The 24,955-nt window shown below is 34.0% G+C and carries 27 protein-coding genes and 1 pseudogene; 7 read left to right on the forward strand and 21 right to left on the reverse strand.

Annotation, left to right across the window (positions count from 1 at the left end):
• Positions 1 to 296: 296 nt before the first annotated feature.
• A complete protein-coding gene (locus BN1058_RS14325) occupies positions 297 to 1,211 on the forward strand; it encodes a hypothetical protein (RefSeq protein ID WP_176694482.1) in 915 nt (304 codons plus the stop codon).
• A gap of 28 nt (positions 1,212 to 1,239) precedes the next feature.
• Positions 1,240 to 2,397, forward strand: a complete 1,158-nt coding sequence (locus BN1058_RS08880; protein WP_090856154.1) for a hypothetical protein — start codon at positions 1,240 to 1,242, stop codon at positions 2,395 to 2,397.
• Positions 2,398 to 2,442: 45 nt separating this feature from the next.
• Here the strand turns inward: BN1058_RS08880 and BN1058_RS14330 are convergent, their stop codons facing one another.
• Positions 2,443 to 2,610: a hypothetical protein gene (locus BN1058_RS14330; protein WP_176694483.1), complete on the reverse strand. Its 168-nt coding sequence runs from the start codon at positions 2,608 to 2,610 to the stop codon at positions 2,443 to 2,445.
• Between the two features lie 158 nt (positions 2,611 to 2,768).
• Between BN1058_RS14330 and BN1058_RS08885 the strand changes: the two genes are divergently transcribed.
• Both BN1058_RS08885 and BN1058_RS08890 read left to right on the forward strand, forming a co-directional pair.
• Entirely contained in the window at positions 2,769 to 3,905 is a 1,137-nt protein-coding gene (locus BN1058_RS08885; RefSeq protein ID WP_090856157.1) for a glycosyltransferase family 4 protein, read from the forward strand.
• 86 nt (positions 3,906 to 3,991) lie between these two features.
• Positions 3,992 to 4,501: a hypothetical protein gene (locus tag BN1058_RS08890; protein ID WP_090856160.1), complete on the forward strand. Its 510-nt coding sequence runs from the start codon at positions 3,992 to 3,994 to the stop codon at positions 4,499 to 4,501.
• A gap of 231 nt (positions 4,502 to 4,732) precedes the next feature.
• Here the strand turns inward: BN1058_RS08890 and BN1058_RS08895 are convergent, their stop codons facing one another.
• The 9 genes from BN1058_RS08895 to BN1058_RS14335 form a co-directional block, all read right to left on the reverse strand.
• Positions 4,733 to 5,029, reverse strand: coding sequence for a hypothetical protein (locus BN1058_RS08895; protein WP_090856162.1), 297 nt, complete (start codon positions 5,027 to 5,029; stop codon positions 4,733 to 4,735).
• 156 nt (positions 5,030 to 5,185) lie between these two features.
• The gene (locus BN1058_RS08900; protein ID WP_090856167.1) at positions 5,186 to 5,653 is read right to left on the reverse strand and encodes a hypothetical protein; all 468 of its coding nucleotides are present in this window, start codon (positions 5,651 to 5,653) and stop codon (positions 5,186 to 5,188) included.
• 88 nt (positions 5,654 to 5,741) lie between these two features.
• Positions 5,742 to 5,933, reverse strand: a complete 192-nt coding sequence (locus tag BN1058_RS08905) for a hypothetical protein (protein ID WP_090856172.1) — start codon at positions 5,931 to 5,933, stop codon at positions 5,742 to 5,744.
• A 154-nt stretch (positions 5,934 to 6,087) separates the two neighbouring features.
• A complete protein-coding gene (locus BN1058_RS08910; RefSeq protein WP_255307052.1) occupies positions 6,088 to 6,618 on the reverse strand; it encodes a GNAT family N-acetyltransferase in 531 nt (176 codons plus the stop codon).
• A gap of 66 nt (positions 6,619 to 6,684) precedes the next feature.
• Positions 6,685 to 6,867 (reverse strand): hypothetical protein, encoded by a 183-nt coding sequence (locus BN1058_RS08915; protein ID WP_090856175.1) that lies wholly within the window; start codon positions 6,865 to 6,867, stop codon positions 6,685 to 6,687.
• A 46-nt stretch (positions 6,868 to 6,913) separates the two neighbouring features.
• Positions 6,914 to 7,231: a hypothetical protein gene (locus BN1058_RS08920; RefSeq protein WP_090856178.1), complete on the reverse strand. Its 318-nt coding sequence runs from the start codon at positions 7,229 to 7,231 to the stop codon at positions 6,914 to 6,916.
• 734 nt (positions 7,232 to 7,965) lie between these two features.
• On the reverse strand, positions 7,966 to 8,541 hold the full coding sequence (locus BN1058_RS08925; protein ID WP_090856189.1) for a biotin transporter BioY: 576 nt from the start codon (positions 8,539 to 8,541) through the stop codon (positions 7,966 to 7,968).
• A 257-nt stretch (positions 8,542 to 8,798) separates the two neighbouring features.
• Positions 8,799 to 9,305 carry a DUF5412 family protein gene (locus BN1058_RS08930; protein ID WP_090856191.1) on the reverse strand — a complete coding sequence of 169 codons (507 nt, stop codon included), beginning with the start codon at positions 9,303 to 9,305 and terminating at the stop codon, positions 8,799 to 8,801.
• A gap of 883 nt (positions 9,306 to 10,188) precedes the next feature.
• On the reverse strand, positions 10,189 to 10,344 hold the full coding sequence (locus tag BN1058_RS14335) for a hypothetical protein (protein ID WP_176694484.1): 156 nt from the start codon (positions 10,342 to 10,344) through the stop codon (positions 10,189 to 10,191).
• Positions 10,345 to 10,880: 536 nt separating this feature from the next.
• On the opposite strand from BN1058_RS14335, the gene BN1058_RS08935 reads away from it, so the two are divergent.
• The gene (locus tag BN1058_RS08935) at positions 10,881 to 11,750 is read left to right on the forward strand and encodes a DMT family transporter (RefSeq protein WP_090856194.1); all 870 of its coding nucleotides are present in this window, start codon (positions 10,881 to 10,883) and stop codon (positions 11,748 to 11,750) included.
• Positions 11,751 to 11,825: 75 nt separating this feature from the next.
• On the opposite strand, the pseudogene BN1058_RS08940 reads toward BN1058_RS08935, so the two are convergent.
• The 9 genes and pseudogenes from BN1058_RS08940 to BN1058_RS08985 form a co-directional block, all read right to left on the reverse strand.
• A pseudogene (locus BN1058_RS08940) lies at positions 11,826 to 12,232 on the reverse strand (SAM-dependent methyltransferase); the annotation flags it as partial.
• 103 nt (positions 12,233 to 12,335) lie between these two features.
• Positions 12,336 to 13,523 (reverse strand): WD40/YVTN/BNR-like repeat-containing protein, encoded by a 1,188-nt coding sequence (locus tag BN1058_RS08945; RefSeq protein WP_141652138.1) that lies wholly within the window; start codon positions 13,521 to 13,523, stop codon positions 12,336 to 12,338.
• 701 nt (positions 13,524 to 14,224) lie between these two features.
• Complete coding sequence (locus BN1058_RS08955) at positions 14,225 to 14,518, reverse strand: type II toxin-antitoxin system RelE family toxin (protein ID WP_090856200.1); 294 nt, start codon at positions 14,516 to 14,518, stop codon at positions 14,225 to 14,227.
• A complete protein-coding gene (locus BN1058_RS08960; RefSeq protein WP_090856203.1) occupies positions 14,502 to 14,780 on the reverse strand; it encodes a hypothetical protein in 279 nt (92 codons plus the stop codon). Before BN1058_RS08960 ends, BN1058_RS08955 begins: the two co-directional genes overlap by 17 nt.
• A gap of 513 nt (positions 14,781 to 15,293) precedes the next feature.
• On the reverse strand, positions 15,294 to 15,614 hold the full coding sequence (locus BN1058_RS08965; protein WP_090856206.1) for a hypothetical protein: 321 nt from the start codon (positions 15,612 to 15,614) through the stop codon (positions 15,294 to 15,296).
• Positions 15,615 to 15,988: 374 nt separating this feature from the next.
• The gene (locus tag BN1058_RS08970; RefSeq protein WP_090856209.1) at positions 15,989 to 18,091 is read right to left on the reverse strand and encodes a heavy metal translocating P-type ATPase; all 2,103 of its coding nucleotides are present in this window, start codon (positions 18,089 to 18,091) and stop codon (positions 15,989 to 15,991) included.
• 187 nt (positions 18,092 to 18,278) lie between these two features.
• Positions 18,279 to 18,488, reverse strand: a complete 210-nt coding sequence (locus BN1058_RS08975) for a hypothetical protein (RefSeq protein WP_090856212.1) — start codon at positions 18,486 to 18,488, stop codon at positions 18,279 to 18,281.
• Positions 18,489 to 18,508: 20 nt separating this feature from the next.
• The gene (locus tag BN1058_RS08980) at positions 18,509 to 18,949 is read right to left on the reverse strand and encodes an RDD family protein (RefSeq protein ID WP_090856215.1); all 441 of its coding nucleotides are present in this window, start codon (positions 18,947 to 18,949) and stop codon (positions 18,509 to 18,511) included.
• Between the two features lie 52 nt (positions 18,950 to 19,001).
• Positions 19,002 to 20,024: an LCP family protein gene (locus BN1058_RS08985; protein WP_090856218.1), complete on the reverse strand. Its 1,023-nt coding sequence runs from the start codon at positions 20,022 to 20,024 to the stop codon at positions 19,002 to 19,004.
• 280 nt (positions 20,025 to 20,304) lie between these two features.
• Between BN1058_RS08985 and brnQ the strand changes: the two genes are divergently transcribed.
• Positions 20,305 to 21,660: a branched-chain amino acid transport system II carrier protein gene (brnQ, locus tag BN1058_RS08990; protein WP_090856222.1), complete on the forward strand. Its 1,356-nt coding sequence runs from the start codon at positions 20,305 to 20,307 to the stop codon at positions 21,658 to 21,660.
• 102 nt (positions 21,661 to 21,762) lie between these two features.
• Here the strand turns inward: brnQ and BN1058_RS08995 are convergent, their stop codons facing one another.
• Positions 21,763 to 22,095, reverse strand: a complete 333-nt coding sequence (locus BN1058_RS08995) for a hypothetical protein (RefSeq protein ID WP_090856225.1) — start codon at positions 22,093 to 22,095, stop codon at positions 21,763 to 21,765.
• 238 nt (positions 22,096 to 22,333) lie between these two features.
• Here BN1058_RS08995 and BN1058_RS09000 point away from each other — a divergent pair, with 238 nt between their 5' ends.
• Entirely contained in the window at positions 22,334 to 23,623 is a 1,290-nt protein-coding gene (locus BN1058_RS09000; RefSeq protein ID WP_090856228.1) for a hydroxymethylglutaryl-CoA reductase, degradative, read from the forward strand.
• A gap of 47 nt (positions 23,624 to 23,670) precedes the next feature.
• On the opposite strand, the gene BN1058_RS09005 is transcribed toward BN1058_RS09000, so the two are convergent.
• Positions 23,671 to 24,843: a hydroxymethylglutaryl-CoA synthase gene (locus tag BN1058_RS09005; RefSeq protein ID WP_090856232.1), complete on the reverse strand. Its 1,173-nt coding sequence runs from the start codon at positions 24,841 to 24,843 to the stop codon at positions 23,671 to 23,673.
• Positions 24,844 to 24,955 lie beyond the last annotated feature (112 nt).

Genomic DNA, 24,955 nt, shown 5'->3' on the forward strand with positions numbered 1-24,955 from the left:
ATTTTTATGCAACCGACATAGGTTAGCGGGTATATCAATGATATTAGCGTTCTTTGGAACATAGGGGTTAGCACATTTTGTGATCAACTCTCTATTTTCTAAAGAGCGCTATTTTTTTGCTGAAAATAGAATGAGAGGGAAAATTCATAAACAAGGAAAGTGATGAATTGTACTTGGAACTAAACTAAAAACAAGGAGAATTATAGAAACAAAAGAATGTTTCTAAGGAATCATTTGACAATTAGCTAGTTGATAAAGAGTTATTAAAGTTAAATTTATTAGGAGTGAAGAAAATTATGTTGAATTTATCTAAAGTGATTAAATTGAGTGTTTTTGTAACGTGCTTAATGGTGTTTTTCCCAAACGGTATTTCAGCTAATGATAGTTTAAATGAAGAATGTGTAATGACTATTGAATCGGATAAGCATGATTGGTGGAATAAAGCGCAAGCGAGTGGTGCTTGTAATGAATTAGTTGAAGGTTATTATTATGCCGATACTGACACATTTTCTATTATTGGTGCTGTGACCTCTCGTGTAACGAAAAATGGTCAGGTATTTGTTGTAGGCACACCGAAGGTTAAAGATGGTGAATCAAATTTAACTGTCTATATTAAGAAGAATAAACCAAAGCCAGATCCCGAGCCAGAGCCGGAGCCAGAGCCAAAGCCAGAGCCGGAGCCAGAGCCAAAGCCAGAGCCGGAGCCAGAGCCAAAGCCAGAGCCGGAGCCAGAGCCAAAGCCAGAGCCAAAACCCGATCCGGAGCCAGATCCTGAACCGGAACCAAAGCCAGAGCCAAAACCGGAGCCAGAACCCGATTCAGCAAATGAGGATTCCTCTACTCAAAGTACTAATGATTCAAATAAAAATGAAAGTAGAGATCAGTCAAGTGAAAAAACGGAATCAAATAATCTAGTAAATGATTCTAATCAAGGAAATTCTGATAAAAACGAAGATGAAGATACAAAAAATGATAGTATGCAGGAAGAAAAACAGAATGAATTGGAAGAAGTTAAGGGTAATTCAAAAAATGAAGATATTGTTTCTGAAACAGATGATGCAGTAAAAAGTACAACAAATTCTCTTGCAAGTGAACAGTCTTCAAAAATAGATAATCCACTTTGGGGAATATGGTTTCTAGTTTTAATACTGATCGTCGGAATCACAGGAGGATTGTATTGGTGGTATATAAAAAAATACAAAAATGATTAAAAACGGTTAAAGATAGGTGTTGTATAAGATGCAATTTTATAAAAAAATACTCTTTTCACTTATGTTGTTAGTCCCAATTATTCTTTCTTTGGGACTAACAACATATGGGGCTGATTATCCTTATAATGTTCCTAGTGATGTAAAAAACAATTGGAATAATATATACGCTAAAAAAACCTATTCTGAAACGTCTGGAAAAAAAATCGTTTATGATGTGTATAAAGATAAATATGTAAATGGCGGTTTTGAAATTGTTAATTTAGACTTAGGAAAAGGTACGCAACCATACGTGAAGTTTCATGGTTGGTCTGTTTTAATGGGATATACGCACCACACATCTACTAATCATAATACTTATATAGTTGCTAAAAAAGTTACAGGTGATAGAGATATAGGAAAAACTTTTATTTATAACACCGAAGAAGGAAACAGAGATGCAACGGAAGATTTAGAATACAATAATCAAGGTGATGGCATATACAACAAATGTCCGAGTGGAGAATATAACAAAAAAGGATCGGATTGTAACTTTGAGTATGAAGATGTCAATTGGGCTTCCTATTTACCAATCAATGAACTGTTTCCTGATCAAAGTGAACAAGCATCATACAAATTATATATAGTAAAAGAAGTGGGAAATAGAATCGTTTATACTCCTTTGATATTGCCTTTTTCATTTAATAATAAAAGTCATAAAGGTGGAGAATTTTCTTTATCAAGTGGTCTTAATACAAATAATTTAACTATGATCACTCAAAATGTATTAAGAAGAAGTTATCCAAGAGAATCAGCAACATCTGTAATAAATGATTTAGGTACAGATCGTTACTTTGATGTAGGAATATCTTATGAAGCAGTCAATTATGAAGAAAGTGATACAGCTGTTTGGTATGGTGTTAAAAGTCCTGAAGATAGTTATAAGACAAAGTGGGGACAAACAGCATATTGGGAATTTGGTGGTAACCAAGCAACTATTAAATTTATACCTGATAGTAAACCTCCAATACATAAACAAACAGACATAAGTAATGAACGGTATAGAAATATAAATGATTTTTGGGTCCAACCGAATGATTTGTTAAAAGTATCATTAAGAGGATATGATGAAGAATCGTTTATAGATCGTGTTTATCTAAATCTACGAGGATCAGGGAAAGATCCTCGTGTTAGGTATAATAGGTCATAAGTAGCGCAAAACTAACACGAGTTTTTGCACCTCTTAATGGATTTTTCACAGGTTATCCGTATTTATTCTTGGATATTCCTTATCAAGCATTGATGTAGCTCTTGCGTTTTTAGCCTGTCTATCGTTTTGTAAATCGTTCTTTATTTCCTTAAAAGCTACCTCTGCATCTTCAGTGTTCAAGTGATCTGTTTTGTTTACATGCTTATCATTCATGTTCACACCTCCTATGAATAATATGTACAAGTTGGATTAAAAAATGAATACTGGCGACTATAAAACAATAGTAGCTAGCCTTTTATTGTATTTTTGCTTTTGATTACTTTATAATAATAACGAATAGTAAAGTAGTCGGAAAAAGGGGAAATTGTGTTTTGAAAATACTTATTATTACAGAAACATTTTTACCATCCATTGATGGGGTTGTTACACGCTTAACAGCAGCCATTAAACATTTACGACAACTAAATCATGAGGTCGTAGTTGTTGCTCCTGATTTAGGAGAAGTATCGTTAGAGGGGGTAACGGTGGAGAAGGTGAAAGCAAGAAAGTTAATTTTTTATCGTTATCGTCCATTTGCTTTACCGCAAAGAAAAGTAAAAGAGCTACTATTAAAACATAATCCAGATCTTGTGCATGTAGTCAATCCAGCACTTCTTGGAGCTACTGGTGTATATTATGCAAAAAAACTCGGTTATCCTTTAATTGCTTCTTATCATACACATGCACCTAAATACTTGGATTATTATCCATGGTATAAGCCATTCAAACCACTTCTTTGGAGTTATTTCCGAAAATTGCATAACATGGCGTCGATTAACTTATGTACATCCAAAGCAGTTCAAGAAGAATTGATTGAGAAGGATTTTAATAATGTACACTTATGGAAACGTGGTGTAGATATTCAAAAGTTCCACCCGGATCATGCAACAGAAGAAATGAGACTCAAGTTGTCAAACGGTAACCCGATTAAAAAATTGTTGTTGTTTGTGGGGAGATTAGCAGCTGAAAAAGAAATACATAAACTAAAACCACTATTAGAAAAAAGAAAAGATGTACAATTAGCAATTGTTGGCGATGGGCCAGCGCGAGAACACTTGGAAGAGGTTTTTCAAGGAACAAACACTTTTTTCACGGGATTTCTACAAGGTGAAGAACTAGCAGAAGCATTTGCGTCAAGTGATGCGTTAATATTTCCATCGGTTACAGAGACACTAGGATTAGTCATTCTAGAAGCAATGGCAGCAGGTTTGCCAGTTATTGCAGCTAAGAGTGGTCCGACAATGGAACAAGTAACGGATGAACAGACTGGATTATTGTTTGAAAACGAAAATACAGAGAGTTTAACTCAAGCATTAGAAAAATTAGATAATCAAGAACTTTACAATGAATTATCCCAAAATGCGCGTTTAGAGGCAGAAAAATTCAGTTGGACAGAACCATCACAACAGTTAGTAGAATTTTATAACGAATTAATGCAATTAAAATATAATCATAAATTAGTACAATAAATTGCATTAGCTAAGAGATACCATGTTTACATCGACATATAAATTGGTTATTCTATGGCTAATTCACAACAAAGAGGAGGAATAATTTGACTAAACACAAGTTGTTTGTCTTTGTGTTATTTTTATTTCTGGCGGGTTGCTCGAATCAAGATGAAGTTTTATCCAATGGAGAATTTTTAATAGAAAATGTATCTGTTGATCAACTAATACCTAGTAGTAAATTAGAACCTGGAGTAAGATATTTTATTGTGATGCCTTTTAAGTGGTCAGGAAGTCAACCTGCAGAGATTCAATCAATTGATATTATAGAAAATGGAAAGCGAATCACAGAAAATTCTGGTATAGCTTATACATTTTATATTGGCGATCCCATGAAGAAAACAGGAGTTTATAAGCGAAAGGATATTGGAGAAAAAAAATCTATTAAAGGATTTACAATTAATGACGCTAATACACTTATTTTAGAATTATCTTTATTAAATATTGAGTCAAACGATAATCGATCAATCCATATCAAATACCTACAAAACGGAGAAAAGAAAGAACAAATTTTACAATCCAGTCTACTTGAGAACTTAAGTACTAGTAATAATTAAAGCAGTTATATTTTCATTCTGTCTCACTATCAAGAGTAAACTTAGATTTGAGACAGAATTTATATTTTTACTTATAACTTCCGATAATATATATTATGTAAACTAGAAGAAAAACTGAAAAAGACCAATAACTCCAGGTCCTTGGTTTAGATAATAAACCTTATCATTCCCTTTTGGTCAGCGTTTTTATAGGTCTTCTTCTTTTATTACATTCTTCTGCTAAGCCAACCGTTAGTTAAATTTCATAGAACTTTTATAATAAGAAATAATACTGACAGTGATTGTTAAAAGAGCGGTTCCGCCTATAATATATACTCCATCCCAATATTGAGAACTCCCAGTTAATACCCATACTTGATAAGGGATAATTATAAGTGCTGAAATTACTAACACGCCCCATAACATCGAAATTACATTTTGTTTAGCCTCTTTTAAAGTAGAGATCCCTTTAGCATATTTAATCATAGAAATCTTTCTCAAGGCGATTAACAAAAGAAAAATAGCAGCAATAAGTAATAAATAATTCATTTAATATTCCCCCTTGTAGTTACAAATCTTACTTAAATGGAAGTCCTTCTTTATTCAATAAACCTGCTCATTACTTGAACAAAGGGCGTGCTACTTATTCAGCAAGCGCTGCTTTCCTGTTAGTACAATAAATTTTGTTTATAAAAAATATGCGTATTATTTCCACCAATAATTTGATCGTTTTCTTTCTAAAGTTATAACTTCCTTCTCAAACTCTTCTTTATATTGATAAATACGACTTGATAAACTTTTCATGTTTTTTATGGCTGAACGATCAATCTCTTCTTGACTAATTAGCTGCATATACGCCAAACCCAAGTTATCAATTTTTTGTATTTTCCTTAAATCATCAATTTTAAGTGTAAATATATTAGTAATATAAATATCATACACATTTGCATATGACTCTACATAGCATGACCATTCTTCATTAGTTATATCACCATTATAATAGGATTCAACCGTATCATTGATAAGTGCCATCTGATTATGTAAGGATTGAGTAACCCTATTTTTGTTTTTTGCTATTAATAGATGTTGTTCATCATTCTTCTCAATCCCAAAAAGGACAATAATAAACAGAGTAAACATTATACCTATAAGCAAAAAATCTTTTTTCTTCAAGACATCTCCTCCCCAAAAAACTCTATCTTACTCTTAACCTATACAACTAGTTAGCCAATCAATGACGCAGATAAGAGTATACAATATTTTACAATGCTCCTACTCCTATTATGGCTATACTCCACATTATTAGTGTAAAGGATAAAGTTAGCCAAAACGTGTTTAATCCAGTATCTTCATCAACTTTTATCTTTTTCAATATGGAAACTAAATTCAAACAAAATATTGTGCATAGAAATGGTAATAAGAATACCCCTGTGTTAGCAGCAATTGCAAACATATTAATTATTCCTCCTTAAGATCTTTGCTGCACTACGCTATCCATTTGAACAGCAAGCAATGGAATCACCGACATAAAGAACGCCTTGTTTAACTGTTTAACTATCGCACCCAATTATGTTGAATAAAAGTGCTTAAACATTTTCAGAATTCCACTATTCTTTTAACAAACCATAAATAACCCTATCTTGATATTCGCCATTTAAAAATTCATAATTTCGAATAATACCTTCTTCTTTTAGACCTAATCGTTCAGGTATTGCCCTGCTTTTCATATTATTAGTTGCAACATTTATTTCTATCTTTTTTAAGTCCAAGTCATTAAACGCGTGTTCTATAAAGTATTTTACTGATTTTGTTGCCAAACCTTTACCTTTATAGTTATCGCCTAACCAATAACCTATTTCGGTTCTTCTTGCACTCCAATCTATATATAAAAAGCCAATAGAACCAGCAAGTTTTCCATTATGCCATATACCAGCCCAATAACCGTTATTTTGTGATAACCTTTTTAAAGATTTTTCAATGAAAGTAACTGAATCCTCAATCTTGTTGGTTTTCTTAGGAAAAAAAAGCCACTTCCCTATACTTTCGCGACTTTCATCAATTACTTGATATAATTCCTTTGCGTGCCTTGGTTCTAAAATTGCAATGTAATTCTCTGAATCAATCATCGCTTTATACACTTTTAACCCCCTAATATATCTTTAATTCAGCAGTCATAGCATTCGCACTCCGTTTGTTTAACAAAATTATTTCTTTAGAAATTTTCCTGCTACAAAGACCCATCCAAAGGCAGAAGCAGATGAGATAACTAATGCTCGAACTATTCCATCCCCCTCTAGGTTAGAAGGTTTGAAAATTAATCCAAAAATCATTATTAGAATAAAGAATACTACAAAATATATAAAATACCTTCCTAGTGTTCGGCTCAAGTTATATCCCCTCCTCTTGCTTAAAAGCCATAATAGAAATTTTCTATCATCGTAATATATAGTCACCTGAGTATTTTTTATTTAAGTAAACTATTATCCCCAAACAAGCAAATGCCAGAACAATGTATGTCAAAATAAAAATCCAGTGCTCTGGATTATACCAGTGTTCAATTTGTCCCATTATTGCGATAAAAATACCAAGAAAGATATGAGTTTTTCCAACTCTTTTCAGATAGCTTGGCAAATTCTCTTTAGAAATACGCTGTATAGTGTCTTCCGAAAGAAACAAATTGGGTTTTCTTGCGAAGTGTTCTACTATACCTTTTACTACAAAATAAATTCCTAAAAATAATTGGGCAAACATTTCCTTCTCCCCCCAAATACTTTAACATCTTAAACTAAAATGCCCGTTAGTTGAAGATCAACATTTCACAAACTAACAGTTCTTCACACCAAAATTTTACCATAAATTAGAGGTTTATTGTTCTTATTCTTTAGGAATATGGAAATAATTTCTCTATGACATTTAAAATACTATTTATATGTCAAAAAAGACAAAAATCGGAAAAACCAAAAGCCAAATTGTGGTTTTTGGAAACTGTTAGAAATATTTACTTTATTTTTTAATAAAAACTCCACAAGCAAACAATAGATTGGCTTCACATGAGGGGTGGCGCACCAAGCAACCTTCTTTGGATACTTCCAAGAAGGGAGGTGTCGCCTATGGACATAGCAAACGTTTTAACGCTGATGATTTCATTCGGCATGTTGATTACGTTTATCATGTCCGATAAAAACCAAAAAAAGTAACCCCTCGTGTGCTTGACAGGCTTTTGAGGGATTACTTCTCTTGATTGCGCCTAGCCCCTCTTGTCGGGGTTCGGTCTATTGTAACCGTAGGCGTTGCACCGTCTACGGTTTTTATATTGTATGTTCTTCTATATATAGTATAATATAGTATACCATGTTTTTATCATTTGTACACGTGAATGATATTCTACGGTGAAAAATTGGTCGACTAATGAATGAAATGGGCCTTGTCTCAAACTACACAGTCAACAGTATAAACCTCCTCCTTCCACCCTGTAATTCCAATTCTTATGAAGTAACTTTTTTTGTAAGTTTAGGGTTAATTAAATCAGCCTGAATTAACCTTTTTCTAACTGTAATTCCGATCCAACTAGCTAAATATGCCTTGATCAATCCAACTACGATAAACGGATAAATCCCTGATATTAGCGCCTGATTCCAAGTTAAATCTAATACTATTTTTAAATGAATAGCCCCAAAAGTAAGTGTAATAATCATTCCAACAATGTTGGCCACCATTGCCATCTTCATATTAAATTTTGTTTTTTCTAGTATATAGCCTGTTACAAACGCTGCCGCAATAAAACCGAATATGTACCCCCCGGTTGGACCAACTAAGATTTGCACTCCACCTGTAAATCCTGCAAAAACCGGTAACCCCACTGCTCCTAATAAGACATAACAAACCATTGCAATCGCACTATATCTGCTACCAATAATCGTTGCTGCTAACCCTACCGCTAATGTTTGTCCACTAATAGGAATAAGTGGAAGCGGAATTTCAATTTGTGCCAATACCGCTGTTACAGCCGCAAAAATAGCACATAAAATAATTGCTCTAAGTTTTGATTTACTCGTATTCATAAGATCGTCCCCCTAAATGCTTCGTATTGTTAACTATATATATTATTAGGTTAACGATGGTAGTTTAACATATTTGTTTTTACAAAGATAGTATTTTCTAAAAAAATACATAAAGCCTTTTTATACGCCTGGAATCTATTGTAGCTAGCATTTACCTATGAGTCTTTCCAAAGACATAAAGAAAAAGCCTTACCAATTTGGTAGAGCTTTAACGTTTAACTAACTTAAATTCAAGATGTTACTTATAAAAAATTTTATTAATAATGTAATTCTCTTTGCGAAGGTAGCGTTTTGTAATTCTTATCATGTCTATAGTCATATTTATCTTCAAAGACATTTAATTCTTCTCTACCAATACGAACCTCTTTTTCATTTAACCAAATAACTTTCGGATCATAATCATACCAATTAAAATAGATTGTATCTTCTTCACCGGTTTCGTTATTAAACAATGATGCTTTAGCATTGAGACCGTAGAAACCATCAAAATGATAAGTTCTTATACTATATTTATCATCAGGGCCTTCAATAGAGTCATTTAATATGCCTTGAGGTAAATAGTTTAAATTGTAATAGTGATTGTAAAATAAAATAATAAAAATGAAGCAAGAAGCACCAAAAATAATAATGGTTTTCCTTGGAAATATTTTTTTCTTCTTTAGAAAAAAAAGAATTAATATTACTGTAGATATTAAGCTGATTACTAATATCAAACCACTAGTAAAAAATAACATAAGGTGTAAAGTATATAATAATTTGCTCATGTAAGTATCTCCTTTTTAGTTTTTAATAGATTTAACAGAGTTAAGAGTCCTTAAGCTTTTTAAATCAAGATAATTTTAATCATAAATCATTGCATCATCATATTTTTCATTACTGTTACCTTGTAATTGTTTTATAAGGTAACGAATTAAAGTAATTAAATAACAAAGCAATAATATGATGACCGTTCCAATTGCTAATACGGTAGGTTCTAGTGGATTTCCACCATCAAGTTGAAAGAAATTGCTTAAAACTATTGATCCACTATCGCTCTCCGTTACTTTAAGTAGATTACATAACTAAGTCACTTACCATGTTAATTATAAATACAATTATGCAGTATATGATAATATAAACATCTTCATTACCTCTTATAATCTCCCACAACTATAAACACCTCACTTTTCATTGCATTATTGCTTATTGCAAATAAGCGTCCGTTAATGAAAAGTCAATTTTATATACTACGAATACCTTTAAAACGGATTGAAAGGAAACTGACAAGATAAAAAAGACTAATGACAGCATAAATCGAGTAAATATCTGGCATAGCGATCATAAATAAACTCATGGGTAATGACCATAAAAAAGCAACAAACATCCATTTCTGATTATTTTTAAAAGATGAAAAGATTGCTAAACATGCTGGAATAAACAACAGGAAAAATGGATAAGGCAGTGGTCCTGCTATTGTAGGATTATTATAAGGATTGATATAGGTTAGATTAGCCCATATAATTATTGCTAATATTCCACCAACTATACCCCCGATAGATATTCTGTTTAAGATAATAACACCCCATCCTCAATTTGTTTCTTTAATATATTCTTTCTTTGTTAAACTCTTTTGCATACGTTAATAGAATATCGTATAAGATACTATGTCTATTTTTTGGGAGTAATTTGAGTAGCAATATAAATTAAAACAACTAATATTCCACCTAGTAAAGCCGCAACAATACCAGTAGAGTCTATAGAAGATAAAGCATATCCACCTATCATCCCTAAAATAATCAAAAATAATATCAATACAAGCAGCATCTAATCTCACCCCATTCTTTATATTTCTTATTCCACTAACCTGCCCATCAACACAACAACGGCTGTAACAGCTTGTTAACTTACAGCCCACCTTCGTAAAGCGTATAGTTCTATATGCTATATGGAACCTTCAAAATGATTAGAGACAAACAGATATACTATATGTACTTCCGAAAATAAGACATAGCAATCGTTAGTTGCACATATAATATATATTACTTTTTGTGACTTTTTAAATGCTGATACTAAAAATCATTATTCTTGCACTAAATCTCCATTTCTCGAAAAATCAAACTTCAACCTTTCGTTTCCTATTTTTATTCATTTACCACTCCCTCTTTCATCTTTCAAAAAAATCTGAATTAAGTTTATACAAAATTCATAAAAGGTATTGCCATAAAAATCCTTTTTATAAACCTATTAATCTGTTTGTACTTTCAAAAGATTGTCTAATATCTAGATTAGTTCGTTATTGAGTTTTTTTAGCTATCATGGCTTAAAAATCTAAGTCAAAACACTTCTTTAGGAGGTAAACAATGCGATATGTAGGTGTAGGCTTAGTTATGCTGGCCGCATTTTGCTGGGGTATTACTGGCGGCATTGCCGATATTTTAATGAACAAGGGTTGGGATCCCATTGTAATTTCCCTGTACCGAGGTGCTATTGGATTGTTATGTTTTTTTATATGGTTTCTCGTTAGAATTAGAAAAAACCTTATATTATCTACTCGTTTATGCGTATGGTCCCTTTTAGCAGGTATAGGTATCGCTGGTAATTTCACCTTTTATTTTTTAAGTATTCAAGCCTCAAGTGTTGCTGTTGCTGCAACATTAATGTACACTGCACCTGTGTTTGTCCTTTTAATCTCCTTTTTATTGCGAATCGAACGTTCCACGTGGTTTAAGTGGGGCTGTATTACCAGTGTGTTACTAGGAATTATCATGCTTACTGGTGTTTATCATACTGAATCAGTTTCAGTCAGTCTATATGGGGTAGCAGCTGGGCTTGCTTCTGGGCTTTCTTATACCTTGTTTATATTCGGATTTAAAAATGCTTCTACTATTGGAAAGCCACAGACCACATTAACTATATCCTTTTTTACTTTTTGTCTCGTCCTTCTTCTTTTCGTTGATAAAGGTGCAGTTGCTGCTGTGGCCACGTCAGACGATATAGGTTGGTTTCTCTTATTAGGAGTTATCGGAGCTGGAATATCATTTATGTTGTACTTAATTGGAATACGAAGCACTACCGCTGCAACTGCTTCAATGGTTAGCATGGTAGAACCGGTAACAGCTTCTTTGTTTGGTGTACTGCTTATGGGAGATCATCTAAGCATCATTCAATTTCTTGGCATGGTAGTCATTCTGATCACAATTACCCTACTTAGTGTAAAGCATTCCAACTAAATCAGTTTTTGCCAATAGATTACTAGTTATTTCACTTGGGTTATTTAATACAATTTATAACACAAGTTATATTCGTTAACATTTATAAGCATCAATGATGAGTGAAGGAAAAACTAGTTTCTCTCCCTGATTTCGAAGATCAAATTTTTTAGAACGAAAAATTACGCCGTGCACAGCATTCCAATTATTTTGATGAAACTTTCCTTCTTCATCACAATACTCTAGTAATTGAACCTCATAACCAGCAGTTTTGAACATTTCTGTCAACGTTTTATAGTTGTGAACGATTTTATGACTAGCTGCTGGATGATCTTTAGGCCCGGGTCCGCCGATTTTAATCATATTTTGATACGTGTGATCGGGAAAAAAACCATCAGGAACAGCACAACGTATATAACCAGTAGGCTTTAAAAATTTGCGGCATAATTTTGCAGCTTTAAAACTTCTTCAAATGTAAGATGCTCCCAAACGAGTTCCGCAACAGGAGTAATAAATAGGGAATCTAGCTTTAGGTTTCGTTAATATCATAGCGTTATCTACACACTTCCCAACAGGAGAGTGTACACTTATTTCATCGCTCACTATTCACCTTTCAATCACATCATCCGGATCAACCAAATTCGCAAATGACCACGTTTTGCCATCGTCCACTGAGACAAATTTAGCCATGACTTTTCCTCCTTGGTAATCGCCGTTTTGGCCCTGTTTCACAAGCAATGTGCCCTGGGTTCCGTCAAATGTGGGGGTTTCGGCAATGGTGAAAATCCCCTTGTACTCTGCTGGAATTGGTACATCCACCTGTGTCCAAGTTTCTCCGACATCATCTGTCCGATATAAGTTCGGCATTGCTGGATTATCATTTCTGACAAACGATCCAAATGACACAAATCCGAGCTTCTCATCGATAAATCCACCACTCGTCACTTGTCGTTCTGACGGTACACTCCCGACTTCGCGCCATGTTGAACCCCCATCATTTGTTTTGAAAATCATGTTGCCTTCCCAACTCATCGAGCGGCCTCCTGTTAATATCAAAAAGCCATTGTTCTCGGATACAAAATCAAGGATTCGTATCCGTACCGCCTGGAATGGACTAGGAACCGATGATTCGTTCCACGTTTCTCCCCGATCCGTTGATTGGAGTACTTTTATGTTCTGATAGCCGCCAACAACAAAAGCTGTCCTTTCCGGTGTTATTATATAGCTGTCTTCAATCAATTCATCTTTTGGCCCATTATAATCGCCTTCAAGTAAATTATTGATTTCTACCGGAACTTTCTTCCAACTTTCACCGTTATCATATGTGACTTCAAGTGTGTTTTTCCTTATTCGGTAGCGATTGTTCACATTTTGCACATCGATTCCTGCTTCCTTTTGATAGGTATCTGTAACAGGAGGCAAATCGCCAACGGTATTGGATATGTCATCAATCCTTAGCAGTGTATATTCGTTTTGGCCCGTCTTCTTAATCCGGAACGTCCATTGAATATTTTTCACCGTTCCATCATCTCGTACTTCGCCCCAGTTGTGATGGATGGACCAGTTTCCCTTCTCAAGTTTTACCCAGAATGTTACCTCAACAGCAAACTCATTTTCATCACCAGCCAATAATTGAAAGTCATTGTAACGTACATCAGCAAGTCGCTTCCACGTGCTTACATCTTCCCCCTTGTACCGATTCATATAATCAAACCAAAAGCGATAAGCAATATCTTCCGGTTCCTGTTTGTCTTCTGCATTCGCAGTAATAGTCATTGGCAGTGATTCGTTCAAGTCTTCTTCGTAATAAAAGTAATAATAAATCAAAGCAGCTGCCGCCAATAAAATAATAAGCAAGACAGTAGTTATAATGATTCTTTTTTTAGTAAAAATCATCCGGTTTCTCCTTTAGTCATACTTGTTTAAAACACCTATAGCAAATTTAAATGTGTGAAACATCATAAAATAACTTTACAAAAGTGATATTGGCGTTATTTTTCTTAGGGAAAAGCCCCCATTACATCTTAATACCAATTATTTCAGATCCAAAAAATTAACTCAATCTTTTTTCTAGAAAATGGCACTTATCATCTTAGCGATAAGCGCCATTTTGTTTAAAAACTCTTATCCAAAATCATAAGTAAAGAACTACCTGCCCAAAGCAAAAATGCAATTTGAGTAATAATATAAAAGGAGAGTTCAACTTTAGATAATTTTCTTTCCTTCTTTTTCTTAGGAAGTGAAAATAATAATAAACAGAACAAAGGATAAGCACTACACCTGATATTTGATATATGTTCTCTAATAAACCAATCAAAAAATCTCTCCTTAAAAACATTGCTTCACCTTCAGAATTGAGCGCTGACCCTTATTCTGGATTTGCGCCCGATTACGGAAGATTAAATGAATAATGCGGAAAGGTCATCAACGTCTTTTTCCTAACTGTCTTTATTAAAAGAAGAGCATTTCCATAGGATTCTATTTCTTCTAACTTGTTACTTTCTTTTCCAATAAACATTTTCTCTCTTATGTTTAATACCATCAATCCACATAACAGATTCTTCTTCATTAACCTCAAATATTAGAATTACTTGATATAACCCAAGTCTTACCCAATAGCCGCTTAAAGTCCCATAGGGTATTTGTTTCGCAGTCAAAACAGGCATATATGATAATCGTTTATAAGCATCCAAATATATCCGTTCCTTTACTTCTGGTGGGTATGCAAGAATATTGCTTAATTCATCAAGGGCAGTTTGTGACCAATAGACCTTAAAAGTTTTGTTCACTTTCAAACTCCCTGATTTTATGCTGAAGATACTTTAGTCCCTGCTCTTGACCATAAATACGTCCATTTTCACGATCTTCACGACTTTTCTGTACTTGCTGAATGAGTTCCTTATCCTTAGAAAAAAGATCTAAATCCATTTGATCAATGGCTTTTCTTTCACGTTTCATATTTAAATAACCAATAAAGTCATATACCTCAGCCGTATCCTCTTCGTGAATAAAGTCAATTAGCCGTTTAAGTTTTTCACGGTTAATACTCATTTTAAACACCGCCTTGTTATTTACTAACACCATTATACCATTGAATCATTTTAAGAACCCATCCTTATTTCAATATAAAATTCACTTCTAAAGCTTATTCAATTAGTGCGCCCGATTGTGTAGTTTTATTATTAAAGTGTATTCCAAAATAAAGACATAACCCCGAAAAACAATAAATAAATGACCGCAATTATTGGAAAAACGCAAAGTGATACCCTTCCGAATTTGTCCTTCCTACTGAACAAGGATAAAACAAAAGAAAGTGCCAAAAGGATAAACCCGAAGGCATTATTATGTCATCATCAATAAACGAATTACCTAAAAAAAACATAGATACCAAGGAAAATAAGTCCGACAATCAAACTAATAAAAGAAATTAATCCCACACTACGTTTACTTAGCAATTCTTCCACCTCATGAATTTTTTAGAAGAAGGGGACTTAATTTACTAGATCCATACAATATTGATTTTAAATAGATTTGAGGTATGTGAATTTTCAATCGATGTAAAAGCTATCTGGTTGTTTTTTGATGAAATAAAGTCAAGTGAATTGTGTTTAATAAAATAGTAGCAACCACAAGAACTGACGAAGCTAATGCAACAGCACCTATCGTGTCCATTAATGAAGCCAAATCTTCCATCCTTACCAAATAATAGGTATAGAACATTTGAAAACATATGGAGATAGCACAAGCGCTAAGACTAATAACAGAAAGACGATAGCGTTTTTTAACCTCACGCTTCTTCCCCTGCACAATATTAATAACAGGTAGTGTCAAAGCAAGTAATCCAAGTACTAAACTACCAACGTTAAGTAAAGTAATATCAATCATATCGTACTCTCCTTTTTTTGTTTTTTAATTATGAAAATTATCATTAGCCTTGTCTTGTGTAAAACCAAATTAAAACAAGTATAATAGCAAGTAAAGTCCAAAAAATGGCTTGCCTATTTTTTTTCAATTTACCACCCTCCCATAATTTTTAATTATTAAAACAAAGTGTGTGCGAGTGTACCTATATCATGCATTAACTTGGTGTTTCTACCTTTATTTCAAAATATATTTAAAATTACTTAAGCCTCTTAATTATAACAAAATTTTTCCATTCAATCACTACTATTTTACATATTTTTAACAAAAAACATACGAGAATAAAAATAGAAGCATGCCATTGTTTTATCAGAATGGCATGCTTCTATAGTCCAATCTTAACCTTTAAACAACCGAGCATTAATCGCTACAATTACTGTACTAAGCGACATTAAAACCGCACCTACAGCTGGACTTAATACAATTCCGATTGGTGATAGAATCCCTGCTGCTAGAGGAATGGTAACAATGTTATAGCCTGCAGCCCACCATAAGTTTTGAATCATTTTTTTGTAAGTGGATCTAGACAAGTCAACAATAGAAACGACATCTTCAGGGTTGCTTCGAACTAAAACAACATCGGCTGTTTCCATTGCGACATCTGTCCCAGCGCCAATTGCTATCCCTAAATCTGCATTTGCAAGTGCAGGTGCATCATTGACACCATCACCAGTCATCGCAATTTTTTTACCACCGCTTTTTATTTCTTTAATTTTATCTGCTTTTTCATGTGGCAACACTTCAGCAACCACTTGGTCAACATTCAATTGCTTTGCTACCCATTGCGCAACTTTTTGGTTATCACCAGTCAGCATTTGTGACTCAATATTTAATTCTTTTAATCGGGAGATCGCTTGAGCAGCACTCTCTCTTACTTTATCAGCTAATGCGATCATACCTGCTAATGTGTCATTGATTATAACAAAAACAACGGTTTTCCCTTGTTCTGACCATTCATTTAATTTTTCATTGTTATAATTCAACTTTTGTTCCTGTACATATCCAGGACTAACAACTAAAACTTCTTGATCATCAATTTTTCCTTTTAACCCTTTACCAGTCATCGATTCAAATTGTTCTGGTTCTATGAAAGATGTATTTTGTTCTTTGGCTTTTTCAACAATCCCTCTTGCTATCGGGTGTTCTGATTGTACTTCTAATGATGCCGCCATTTGTAATACGTTATCTTCATCAAAACTTTCTTCTGTAAAAATATTGGTAACACCGAACGCACCCTCAGTTAATGTTCCAGTTTTGTCAAAAACAACCGCTTCTATATTTCTTGCTTCTTCAAAATTGGTTCGATTCCTAATTAACAATCCTTGCTTAGCCGCAAGTGCTGTAGATCTGGCAACCACTAATGGAGCCGCTAAGCCAAGCGCATGTGGACATGCAATCACCATTACGGTTACCATTCGTTCCAATGCATAGGAAAAGGAATAACCTAATCCTAGCCAAACGGCAAGTGTGATCGCACCTGCTCCTAATGCAACGTAGAATAACCATTTAGCTGCACGGTTAGATAAATCCTGTGTCTTTGATCTTGATTCTTGTGCTTCTTTCACCATGGTTACGACTTGAGAAAGATAGCTTTCTTCCCCTGTTTTCTCTACTTGAATGGTTAGTGAGCCTTCACCATTAATGGAGCCACCAATCACGTCATCACTTTTTCCTTTATCTATCGGCACAGATTCTCCTGTTAGTAATGATTCATTCACAGCAGATTGCCCTTTAAGAATCGTACCATCTACTGGTATTTTCTCCCCTGGTTTTACTAATACTTTATCGCCATGCTTCAAACTAGAAACACTTACCTCTTTCACTTCATCATTTTCATCAATAACATGCGCTTCTGATGGCATCATTTTCACAAGTTCTTCTAAGGCATTTGATGCCCCCATTACAGATCGCATTTCTATCCAGTGACCTAACAACATGATGTCAATTAATGTTGCAAGCTCCCAGAAAAAGTTATTCCCAGCGAGTCCAAATACCGATAATGAACTGTACCCATAAGCAACAACAATCGCAAGTGCAATTAATGTCATCATACCTGGATTCTTTTGTTTTAATTCATCAACTGATCCAGATAAGAAAGGTTTACCACCGTAAAAGAAAATAAATGTTGCTAATGCAAATAGAATATATTTAGATCCTGTAAAAGTAAGTTCAAAATTAAAAAAGGATTGAATCATAGGTGATAAAAGTAATATTGGAATAGTTACTACTAAGGAAAGATAGAATCTTTTTTTGAAATCTTCAATCATATGTCCATGATCATGGCCGTGATGACCATGTTCTTTGTGATCATGACCTTCATGATTAGGATGTGCATGGTTATGATAATTTTCTTTATGATGGTCGTGGTCGTGTTCATGATGTTCTGTATTATTGTGACCACTTCGCTGTTCTTCATGATGATCTTGTTTATTTTTATTCATATGACTGACCTCCTTGTATCTTCTTATATAACTAATTATACCCGTATGCGGTATAGCAAAACGTTAATTACTTCTATTTTGTACGCTAAACAGTTTATGCTAATTAAAAAATCGAATGCTCATGTTGAAGCATTCGACTGTCTGATTGGGTTGTTTCCTTATTCATATGATTTTATCTATTAAAAAGCTAATTTTCTTTATTGTTTGTTTCTATTCTCCGCATTTCTTTTATCATTATAGAAAGTAAGATACTTAGACCAGCAACTAATAATATAACTGGTAAAGATAGAATAAACGTTTTAGCTGCAGAGGAATAACCATATTGACCTTCAGTGTATAAAAAAATAAACATTGCAAAAGATGAGCAAATGAAAATGGTCGAATTTAATAATTTCATGCGAATTCCCCCCAAAAAAACTATTCCTCATAGTCTGTATTCGACTCTCCTGGTGGATCTGTTGTAACGTATGTTTGTGCAATAAAGTCATGGATTGCACGTTTATCTTCTCGTAACCCCACCATAAACGCACTTATAATAAAACCAATTCCTAATGTGACTACATAAAACATCCCTGCTACCCAATGTCTCAATAACATGGTGCCAATCCTAACTTTTTTCCCATCAACTCGCGCAATTCGGTTACCGACCAGTTTTCTACCTAATGTATATCCGTACCAGAAAACAGGTAATAGTAAATAATAAAAAACTGAGACGAGATCAGTAATAAAAAACTCCTCATTACTGTAAAATACCCCGTATATAAGCTGTGAAAGCATACCTAGTACGATAAAAAGGATAATAAAGTCCAATACATGTGCTAAAAACCTATTTTGAAACCCAGCTGGATTTAAAATCATACCAACACTCCTTTTTCATAATCAGTAAACAGATATGTCATTTACATGCGTATTATTCTACCGAATTTATTTTTAGGTTTTCCTTTAACATTAAAATAATCTCATTTAAGCTTTGCTCTTCTGGAATGAAATAATATGTGCCATTAATTCGTTGATTAGAACCTTCAATTTCCGAGGTTTTTATTTCAGAACTATCTAAGGAAGCATATAATTTTTGTAATGCATAAATTTCTGATACTTTTAGACTTGTACGTAAATTTTCACCAATAACATCACTTATTTCACCCATTTTAAAAATAGTTTTTGTAGAAATAACTTGATTAACAGCTGATTGAATAAATTGGCGTTGTCTTTCATCACGAGGGTAAATGGCATTCACATCTCGTTTTCTCATTCGAACAAATGCTAAAGCTTCTTCCCCATCTAATTTGGTTCGCCCTGATTCAAAATATATTCTTTCTCCACCTGCATAGATATTTTCTTCCCAAAAGGGTTCCTTAATATCAATCGTTACCCCACCCAGAACGTTTACAATATCCCTAAAACCTTCAAATCCAACTGTTACATATTCATCAATGGGAATCTCTAATAATTCTTCTACTTTTTTAACTGTTAGTTCATTTGCTCCATAATTAAACATAGACCCATACGTATACGAAGCATTTATTTTATGAGATCCTGCATAAATATTTGCTTCACTATTAGAAAACTCCACTCTTGTGTCACGGGGTATTGACGTCATCGTTACCTGCTCAGTACCCGGATTTAAAGTAAGAACGATTAACGTATCCGCTCTTCCATTTTCTCCTCCAGTAGAATAATCCTCTACACCAATTAACAATATAGATAAAGGATCATCACCAATTTGAACAGATTGCTCTCGTAGAGGGGATTTATTACTTGGTCTATCTAACTCATCATATGAATTATCAACTGCTTCATACGTTTGTTTTACAATATAGATACCAATAACCAAAATAAAAGCTAGCAGCAATAATGATAAATATATGAATATGCGTTTTGCCTTACTTTTTTTCACTTTTTGTTTCTTCTTTTCTCTCCTTAATTTCTTCATTCATAACACCTTTTTCTACTATATTTCACTCTATTAATTATAATTGTAAAACATTAGAATTACAATATCTTTCCAGTAGGCGTTTTAGTACTATCAGCTCATAAATATGTAATCATTTTTGTGTGGTAGTTAAAGTCGAGGATAACTCCCGCCTTACTATCAATTGTTAATATCAGGTATTAAATACATGAAAAAAGTATTGAGTGTTTCATAAATTACTGTTATTATGTCTATTGTCTATAATAGAATACTTGGTATCCAACTAGAGGGAGTAATGCATATGCAACAACAAAGAATACCATTCTCAACCTATGCCGTTATCGGTACAATGCTTTTCGGACTATATTTTGGTGCAGGTAATTTAATTTTTCCAATTCAGCTTGGTCAGTTAGCTGGTTCTAATTTTTGGGCGGGGCTAATTGGATTTCTAGTGACAACGATTGGATTGCCGTTTTTGGGGATATTAGCAATTGGTTTATCAAAAAGTAATGGCTTACTTGATTTAGCAAGTCGTGTACACCCTGCTTTTGGACTTGCTTTCAGCATGGCGCTGTATTTAACTATTGGCCCATTTTTTGCTATTCCAAGGACAGCTACCGTACCGTTTGTTGTTGGTTTTGAACCTTTTATCGATCAAGGACAAATTAGTCTATGGCTAGGCGTTTTTAGTTTTATATTTTTTGCGATTGTTTATTATTTTTCATTAAACCCTGCAAAAATTATTGATTATGTCGGGAAATATTTAACACCCGCTTTTCTATTGTTCTTATTTCTTTTAATTATCGTTACTATAATAAAACCAATGGGTAGTTTTGGTTTACCTGTAGGAGATTACACCAATAGTGCTTTTATGACTGGTTTTAAAGAAGGTTATAATACAATGGATGCCATTGGTTCGCTTGCATTTGGTATTGTTGTGATTAATGCAATTAAGCGAAGAGGGATATCAGATACAAAATTGATCGCAAGCACAACTTGGAAATCAGGTGCGTTTGCAATGGGCTTAATGGCAACCATTTATACACTGATCGCATACATGGGAGCTTCAAGTGTATCTGTTATTGGAACGCTTGATAATGGTGGGATCATTTTTGCTGAAGTAGCTCAACATTACTTTGGCCCATTTGGAGCAATATTGTTAGCTATTATTATTGTACTAGCATGTTTAAAGACAAGTATTGGATTAATCACGGCATGTGGTGAATTTTTTCATGATGTCTTCCCGAAAATAAGCTACAAAACGTTTGTGTTTATTTTATCTTTTTTATCTTTTATCATTGCGAATTTTGGATTAAATAATATTATTCAATTTGCTATTCCAGTGTTAATGTTTTTATATCCATTAGCTATTGTCCTAATACTATTAGGTCTTTGTTCTACTCTATTTAAACATAAGCGAGCAGTTTATGTAGTTGCTATGTCATTAACCTTTTTTGTAAGTTTCATTGATGGATATGATGCCTTAGTCACTACCCTGCCAGATGTAGCAAACTCTTTGTTTGAAGTAATAAAGGATTTCTACTTATATTATTTACCACTTTATGATATCGGACTTGGTTGGATTTTCCCTGCCTTAATTGGTGCGATCTTAGGTTACTTTTGGCCAACACGGCAAAGGGAAATGGAGAGAGGATAATAAATGCGATTTAAATAAATGAGATTACAATAACTAAAGATGCCTAGATAGCCTTTTTTCTGATTCAATAGAAAAAGGCTTTTTTTCATTTAAATGCAGCGTTTATTTTCTGAAAAATATGCGATCAATAATAATTGAAAAAATAGCTATACCTACTACAAAAACAGTATTACGCAAAATCTTAACGTAAGTCCTTTCTTTTCGTATAATATAGCTTTTTATCTCTGACCAAGTATAAGCGTTGTTTCCGATAAAGGATAAGTCACTTTCGGTGAGGTTTGTATCATTACTAACAAGTACATCATAGTTTTCTAAATTGTAATTATTGTAGAAAGGAATATTACCATAAACTATACTAATGGTTAAAGGGATAATAACAAATAGAATAAACAATAAGATAAAGATGATTGCAAAAGGTTTATTATTACGTCGCATACCTCACTCCTCCCTTCTTCTATCCTATTCCATTCATGAGATGAAATATGTATCTTAGCATATGAATCACCGATATATCTTTTATGCTATTAATAAAATTCCACCTTCTTTTAGTTGATTTTCCTTTGCTAACTTTGCTCTATTATGTTTCTATGGTAAAATTACGTTGCCTTTATACAACATTTTATACATTAGCAAACCTATCATCGGCTTTCTAGGATCAACAGGAGGATAAAGAATGAAGAAAACATTTTTAAGCAAATTTTATCAAAAGACACTAACAGAAAGAGTGAAAGCACTCGTTTCCGCAGAAGTTATTTCTGAAGAAGATGCCATTGATTTTAATCATAAATTACAATTACCTAATGAAATTGCGAATCATATGATTGAGAATCAGATCGCCACTTATGGCGTTCCGCTTGGTCTTGGACTTAATTTCTTAATTGATAATAAAGATTATGTTATTCCAATGGCAACAGAAGAACCATCTGTCATTGCGGCAGCTAGTTTCGCCGCAAAGACCATTAATCACGCTGGAGGTTTTACCACAACGGTTCAAAATCGTACGATGATTGGTCAGATCCCTTTGAAAGATGTACCAAACGTAGACGATGCAGAAAAGGTGATTCTAGCGCATGCGGAACAGATTATTGAACGAGCCAATGCTGCTCATCCTTCTATCGTTAAACGTGGTGGCGGTGCAACGGCGATTGAAACAAGAATAATAGAAGCAAATGATACATACAATTCACCCACTTTCCTAGTAGTTCATATTCACATTGATACACTTGAGGCGATGGGCGCTAATATTGTTAATACCATGGTCGAAGCAATTAAGCCTTATGTAGAAAGCTTAACCAGCGGAACTGCAATTATGGGCATTCTCACCAACTATGCGACGGAATGTCTTGTAACATCTATTTGTCGTATGCCTGTTCATCTATTAGAACGTTCAGGGTTTGCAGGTGAAGAAGTACGCGATCGCATCATTGAAGCTTGTCAATTTGCGCTTGTTGATCCTTACCGTGCGGTTACACATAATAAAGGAATAATGAATGGTGTGGACGCTGTGGTATTAGCTTCAGGAAATGATACACGAGCCATAGAGGCTGGTGTCCACGCCTATGCAGCAAGGTCTGGTCAGTATCGTTCGTTAACCAACTGGACAAAGGCGGAAAATGGTGATTTATTAGGTGAACTAACGATTCCTTTACCAGTAGGAACAGTTGGCGGTTCAATAAGTATTCATCCAACAGCTCAATTTACTAGTCAAGTACTGGGCTCTCCAACAGCAAAAGAACTAGAATCTATCATTGCTTCTGTTGGATTGGCACAGAACTTTTCGGCCATTCGTGCACTTGTTACAGAAGGCATTCAAAAAGGACATATGGGATTACAAGCAAAGTCTCTCGCTATTAGTGCCGGTGCTAAAGGTGATCAAATTGATAAAGTTACCGAACAATTAAAACAAGCAAACAATATGAACGTAACAACAGCAAAAGAACTACTAAGCAAGCTAACGGATTAATATAAAAACCATCCAGTCTCTCTTAAGAGATGGATGGTTTTTTAAACTTATTTATCCTTACGCACATATTGACGCATATGATCTTTAATTCCCGCAAAACAAATTGTTGCTGGATCTTTTTCAGTTGGTAAATCAATATTGTCAACACCAACTGGCAATGTGTTTTGAAAATGCTCTTCATATGCAGCGACAGTCAATGCTGTACGATCTGCTAGCATTTGTTCATGTTGTTGTTTATAGATATTTTCTCGATAGTTTGGTTGCAGGATTCCGGTAAAGAATTCTCCAACTGCACCTGAACCATAGCTGAACAGACCAATTCTAGCACCTGATTCAATGTTTGTATTACCTTCAAGTAAAGAAATTAAGCTTAAATATAATGAACCGGTATAAATGTTTCCTACAGTTGCATTATATTTTTTGCTAATATCAAAATTAGCCAATAATCGCTCTTTATCAGTTTCATCTGCATCTTCTAGAACTGATTTTAGCGCTTTCATCCCCATTTTTGTGTATGGTAGGTGGAAAAGGATCGCTTCTAGATCATGTAATCCAACACCGGTTTTCTTCGTATAGGCACTAAATAGTTCTTGAAAGAATCCAATATATTTATCAACTGAATACTTACCTTGTACAAATGCGGTATCTGAATATAGTGGACGCCAAAAATCCATTACGTCCTCTGTTTGATAAGCGCTTGGGCTTTCTACTGTCATAATTTTTGGTTCAGCACTCATAATCATAGCCACTGCACCCGCGCCTTGCGTTACCTCACCAGACGTTTGTAAACCATAACGCGATATATCCGCACCCAATATAAGCACTTTGCTTTCTGGATTTAAAGCAATATGCCCTTTTGCCATTTGAATGCCAGCTGTCGCACTATAACATGCTTGTTTGACCTCAATCGAACGTGTATTTCGATTTAAATCTAATAACTGGTGGATATAAATTGAAGCCGCTTTTGAATGGTCAATTCCTGATTCTGTTGCGAAGATAACATAATCAATCGCTTCTTTGTCCTCATCCGTTACAATTTGTAATGCTGCATTTGCTGCTAACGAAACAGCATCTTGCGTAATCGGTGGAACGGCTATTTTCTCTTGACCAATCCCAATGGTAAACTTACCAGGCTCAATATTACGTGCAACCGCTAAATCTTCTGTTTCTACATACATGTGTGGCGTGTAGAAGCCAATCTTATCAATTCCAATTTTCAATATCTCTCACACCTTTTAAAAATATATGTTTGCTGTTCCTATTTTAGATGATTTTGAAACTTTTTTCTATTAAAAAGTTCAAATTTCATCTATTTTCCTTGTTTTTTATTAA

This window comes from Paraliobacillus sp. PM-2 (assembly GCF_001368815.1).
Taxonomy (GTDB): Bacteria; Bacillota; Bacilli; order Bacillales; family Amphibacillaceae; genus Paraliobacillus.

Coding starts and splice junctions, on each gene's coding strand:
- BN1058_RS14325 (WP_176694482.1), top strand. CDS start 297: ATGTTGAATTTATCTAAAGTGATTAAATTGAGTGTTTTTGTAACGTGC.
- BN1058_RS08880 (WP_090856154.1), top strand. CDS start 1,240: ATGCAATTTTATAAAAAAATACTCTTTTCACTTATGTTGTTAGTCCCA.
- BN1058_RS14330 (WP_176694483.1), bottom strand. CDS start 2,610: ATGAATGATAAGCATGTAAACAAAACAGATCACTTGAACACTGAAGAT.
- BN1058_RS08895 (WP_090856162.1), bottom strand. CDS start 5,029: ATGAATTATTTATTACTTATTGCTGCTATTTTTCTTTTGTTAATCGCC.
- BN1058_RS08905 (WP_090856172.1), bottom strand. CDS start 5,933: ATGTTTGCAATTGCTGCTAACACAGGGGTATTCTTATTACCATTTCTA.
- BN1058_RS08920 (WP_090856178.1), bottom strand. CDS start 7,231: ATGTTTGCCCAATTATTTTTAGGAATTTATTTTGTAGTAAAAGGTATA.
- BN1058_RS08925 (WP_090856189.1), bottom strand. CDS start 8,541: ATGAATACGAGTAAATCAAAACTTAGAGCAATTATTTTATGTGCTATT.
- BN1058_RS08930 (WP_090856191.1), bottom strand. CDS start 9,305: ATGAGCAAATTATTATATACTTTACACCTTATGTTATTTTTTACTAGT.
- BN1058_RS14335 (WP_176694484.1), bottom strand. CDS start 10,344: ATGCTGCTTGTATTGATATTATTTTTGATTATTTTAGGGATGATAGGT.
- BN1058_RS08935 (WP_090856194.1), top strand. CDS start 10,881: ATGCGATATGTAGGTGTAGGCTTAGTTATGCTGGCCGCATTTTGCTGG.
- BN1058_RS08960 (WP_090856203.1), bottom strand. CDS start 14,780: ATGAGTATTAACCGTGAAAAACTTAAACGGCTAATTGACTTTATTCAC.
- BN1058_RS08965 (WP_090856206.1), bottom strand. CDS start 15,614: ATGATTGATATTACTTTACTTAACGTTGGTAGTTTAGTACTTGGATTA.
- BN1058_RS08970 (WP_090856209.1), bottom strand. CDS start 18,091: ATGAATAAAAATAAACAAGATCATCATGAAGAACAGCGAAGTGGTCAC.
- BN1058_RS08975 (WP_090856212.1), bottom strand. CDS start 18,488: ATGAAATTATTAAATTCGACCATTTTCATTTGCTCATCTTTTGCAATG.
- BN1058_RS08980 (WP_090856215.1), bottom strand. CDS start 18,949: ATGATTTTAAATCCAGCTGGGTTTCAAAATAGGTTTTTAGCACATGTA.
- BN1058_RS08985 (WP_090856218.1), bottom strand. CDS start 20,024: ATGAAGAAATTAAGGAGAGAAAAGAAGAAACAAAAAGTGAAAAAAAGT.
- brnQ (WP_090856222.1), top strand. CDS start 20,305: ATGCAACAACAAAGAATACCATTCTCAACCTATGCCGTTATCGGTACA.
- BN1058_RS08995 (WP_090856225.1), bottom strand. CDS start 22,095: ATGCGACGTAATAATAAACCTTTTGCAATCATCTTTATCTTATTGTTT.
- BN1058_RS09000 (WP_090856228.1), top strand. CDS start 22,334: ATGAAGAAAACATTTTTAAGCAAATTTTATCAAAAGACACTAACAGAA.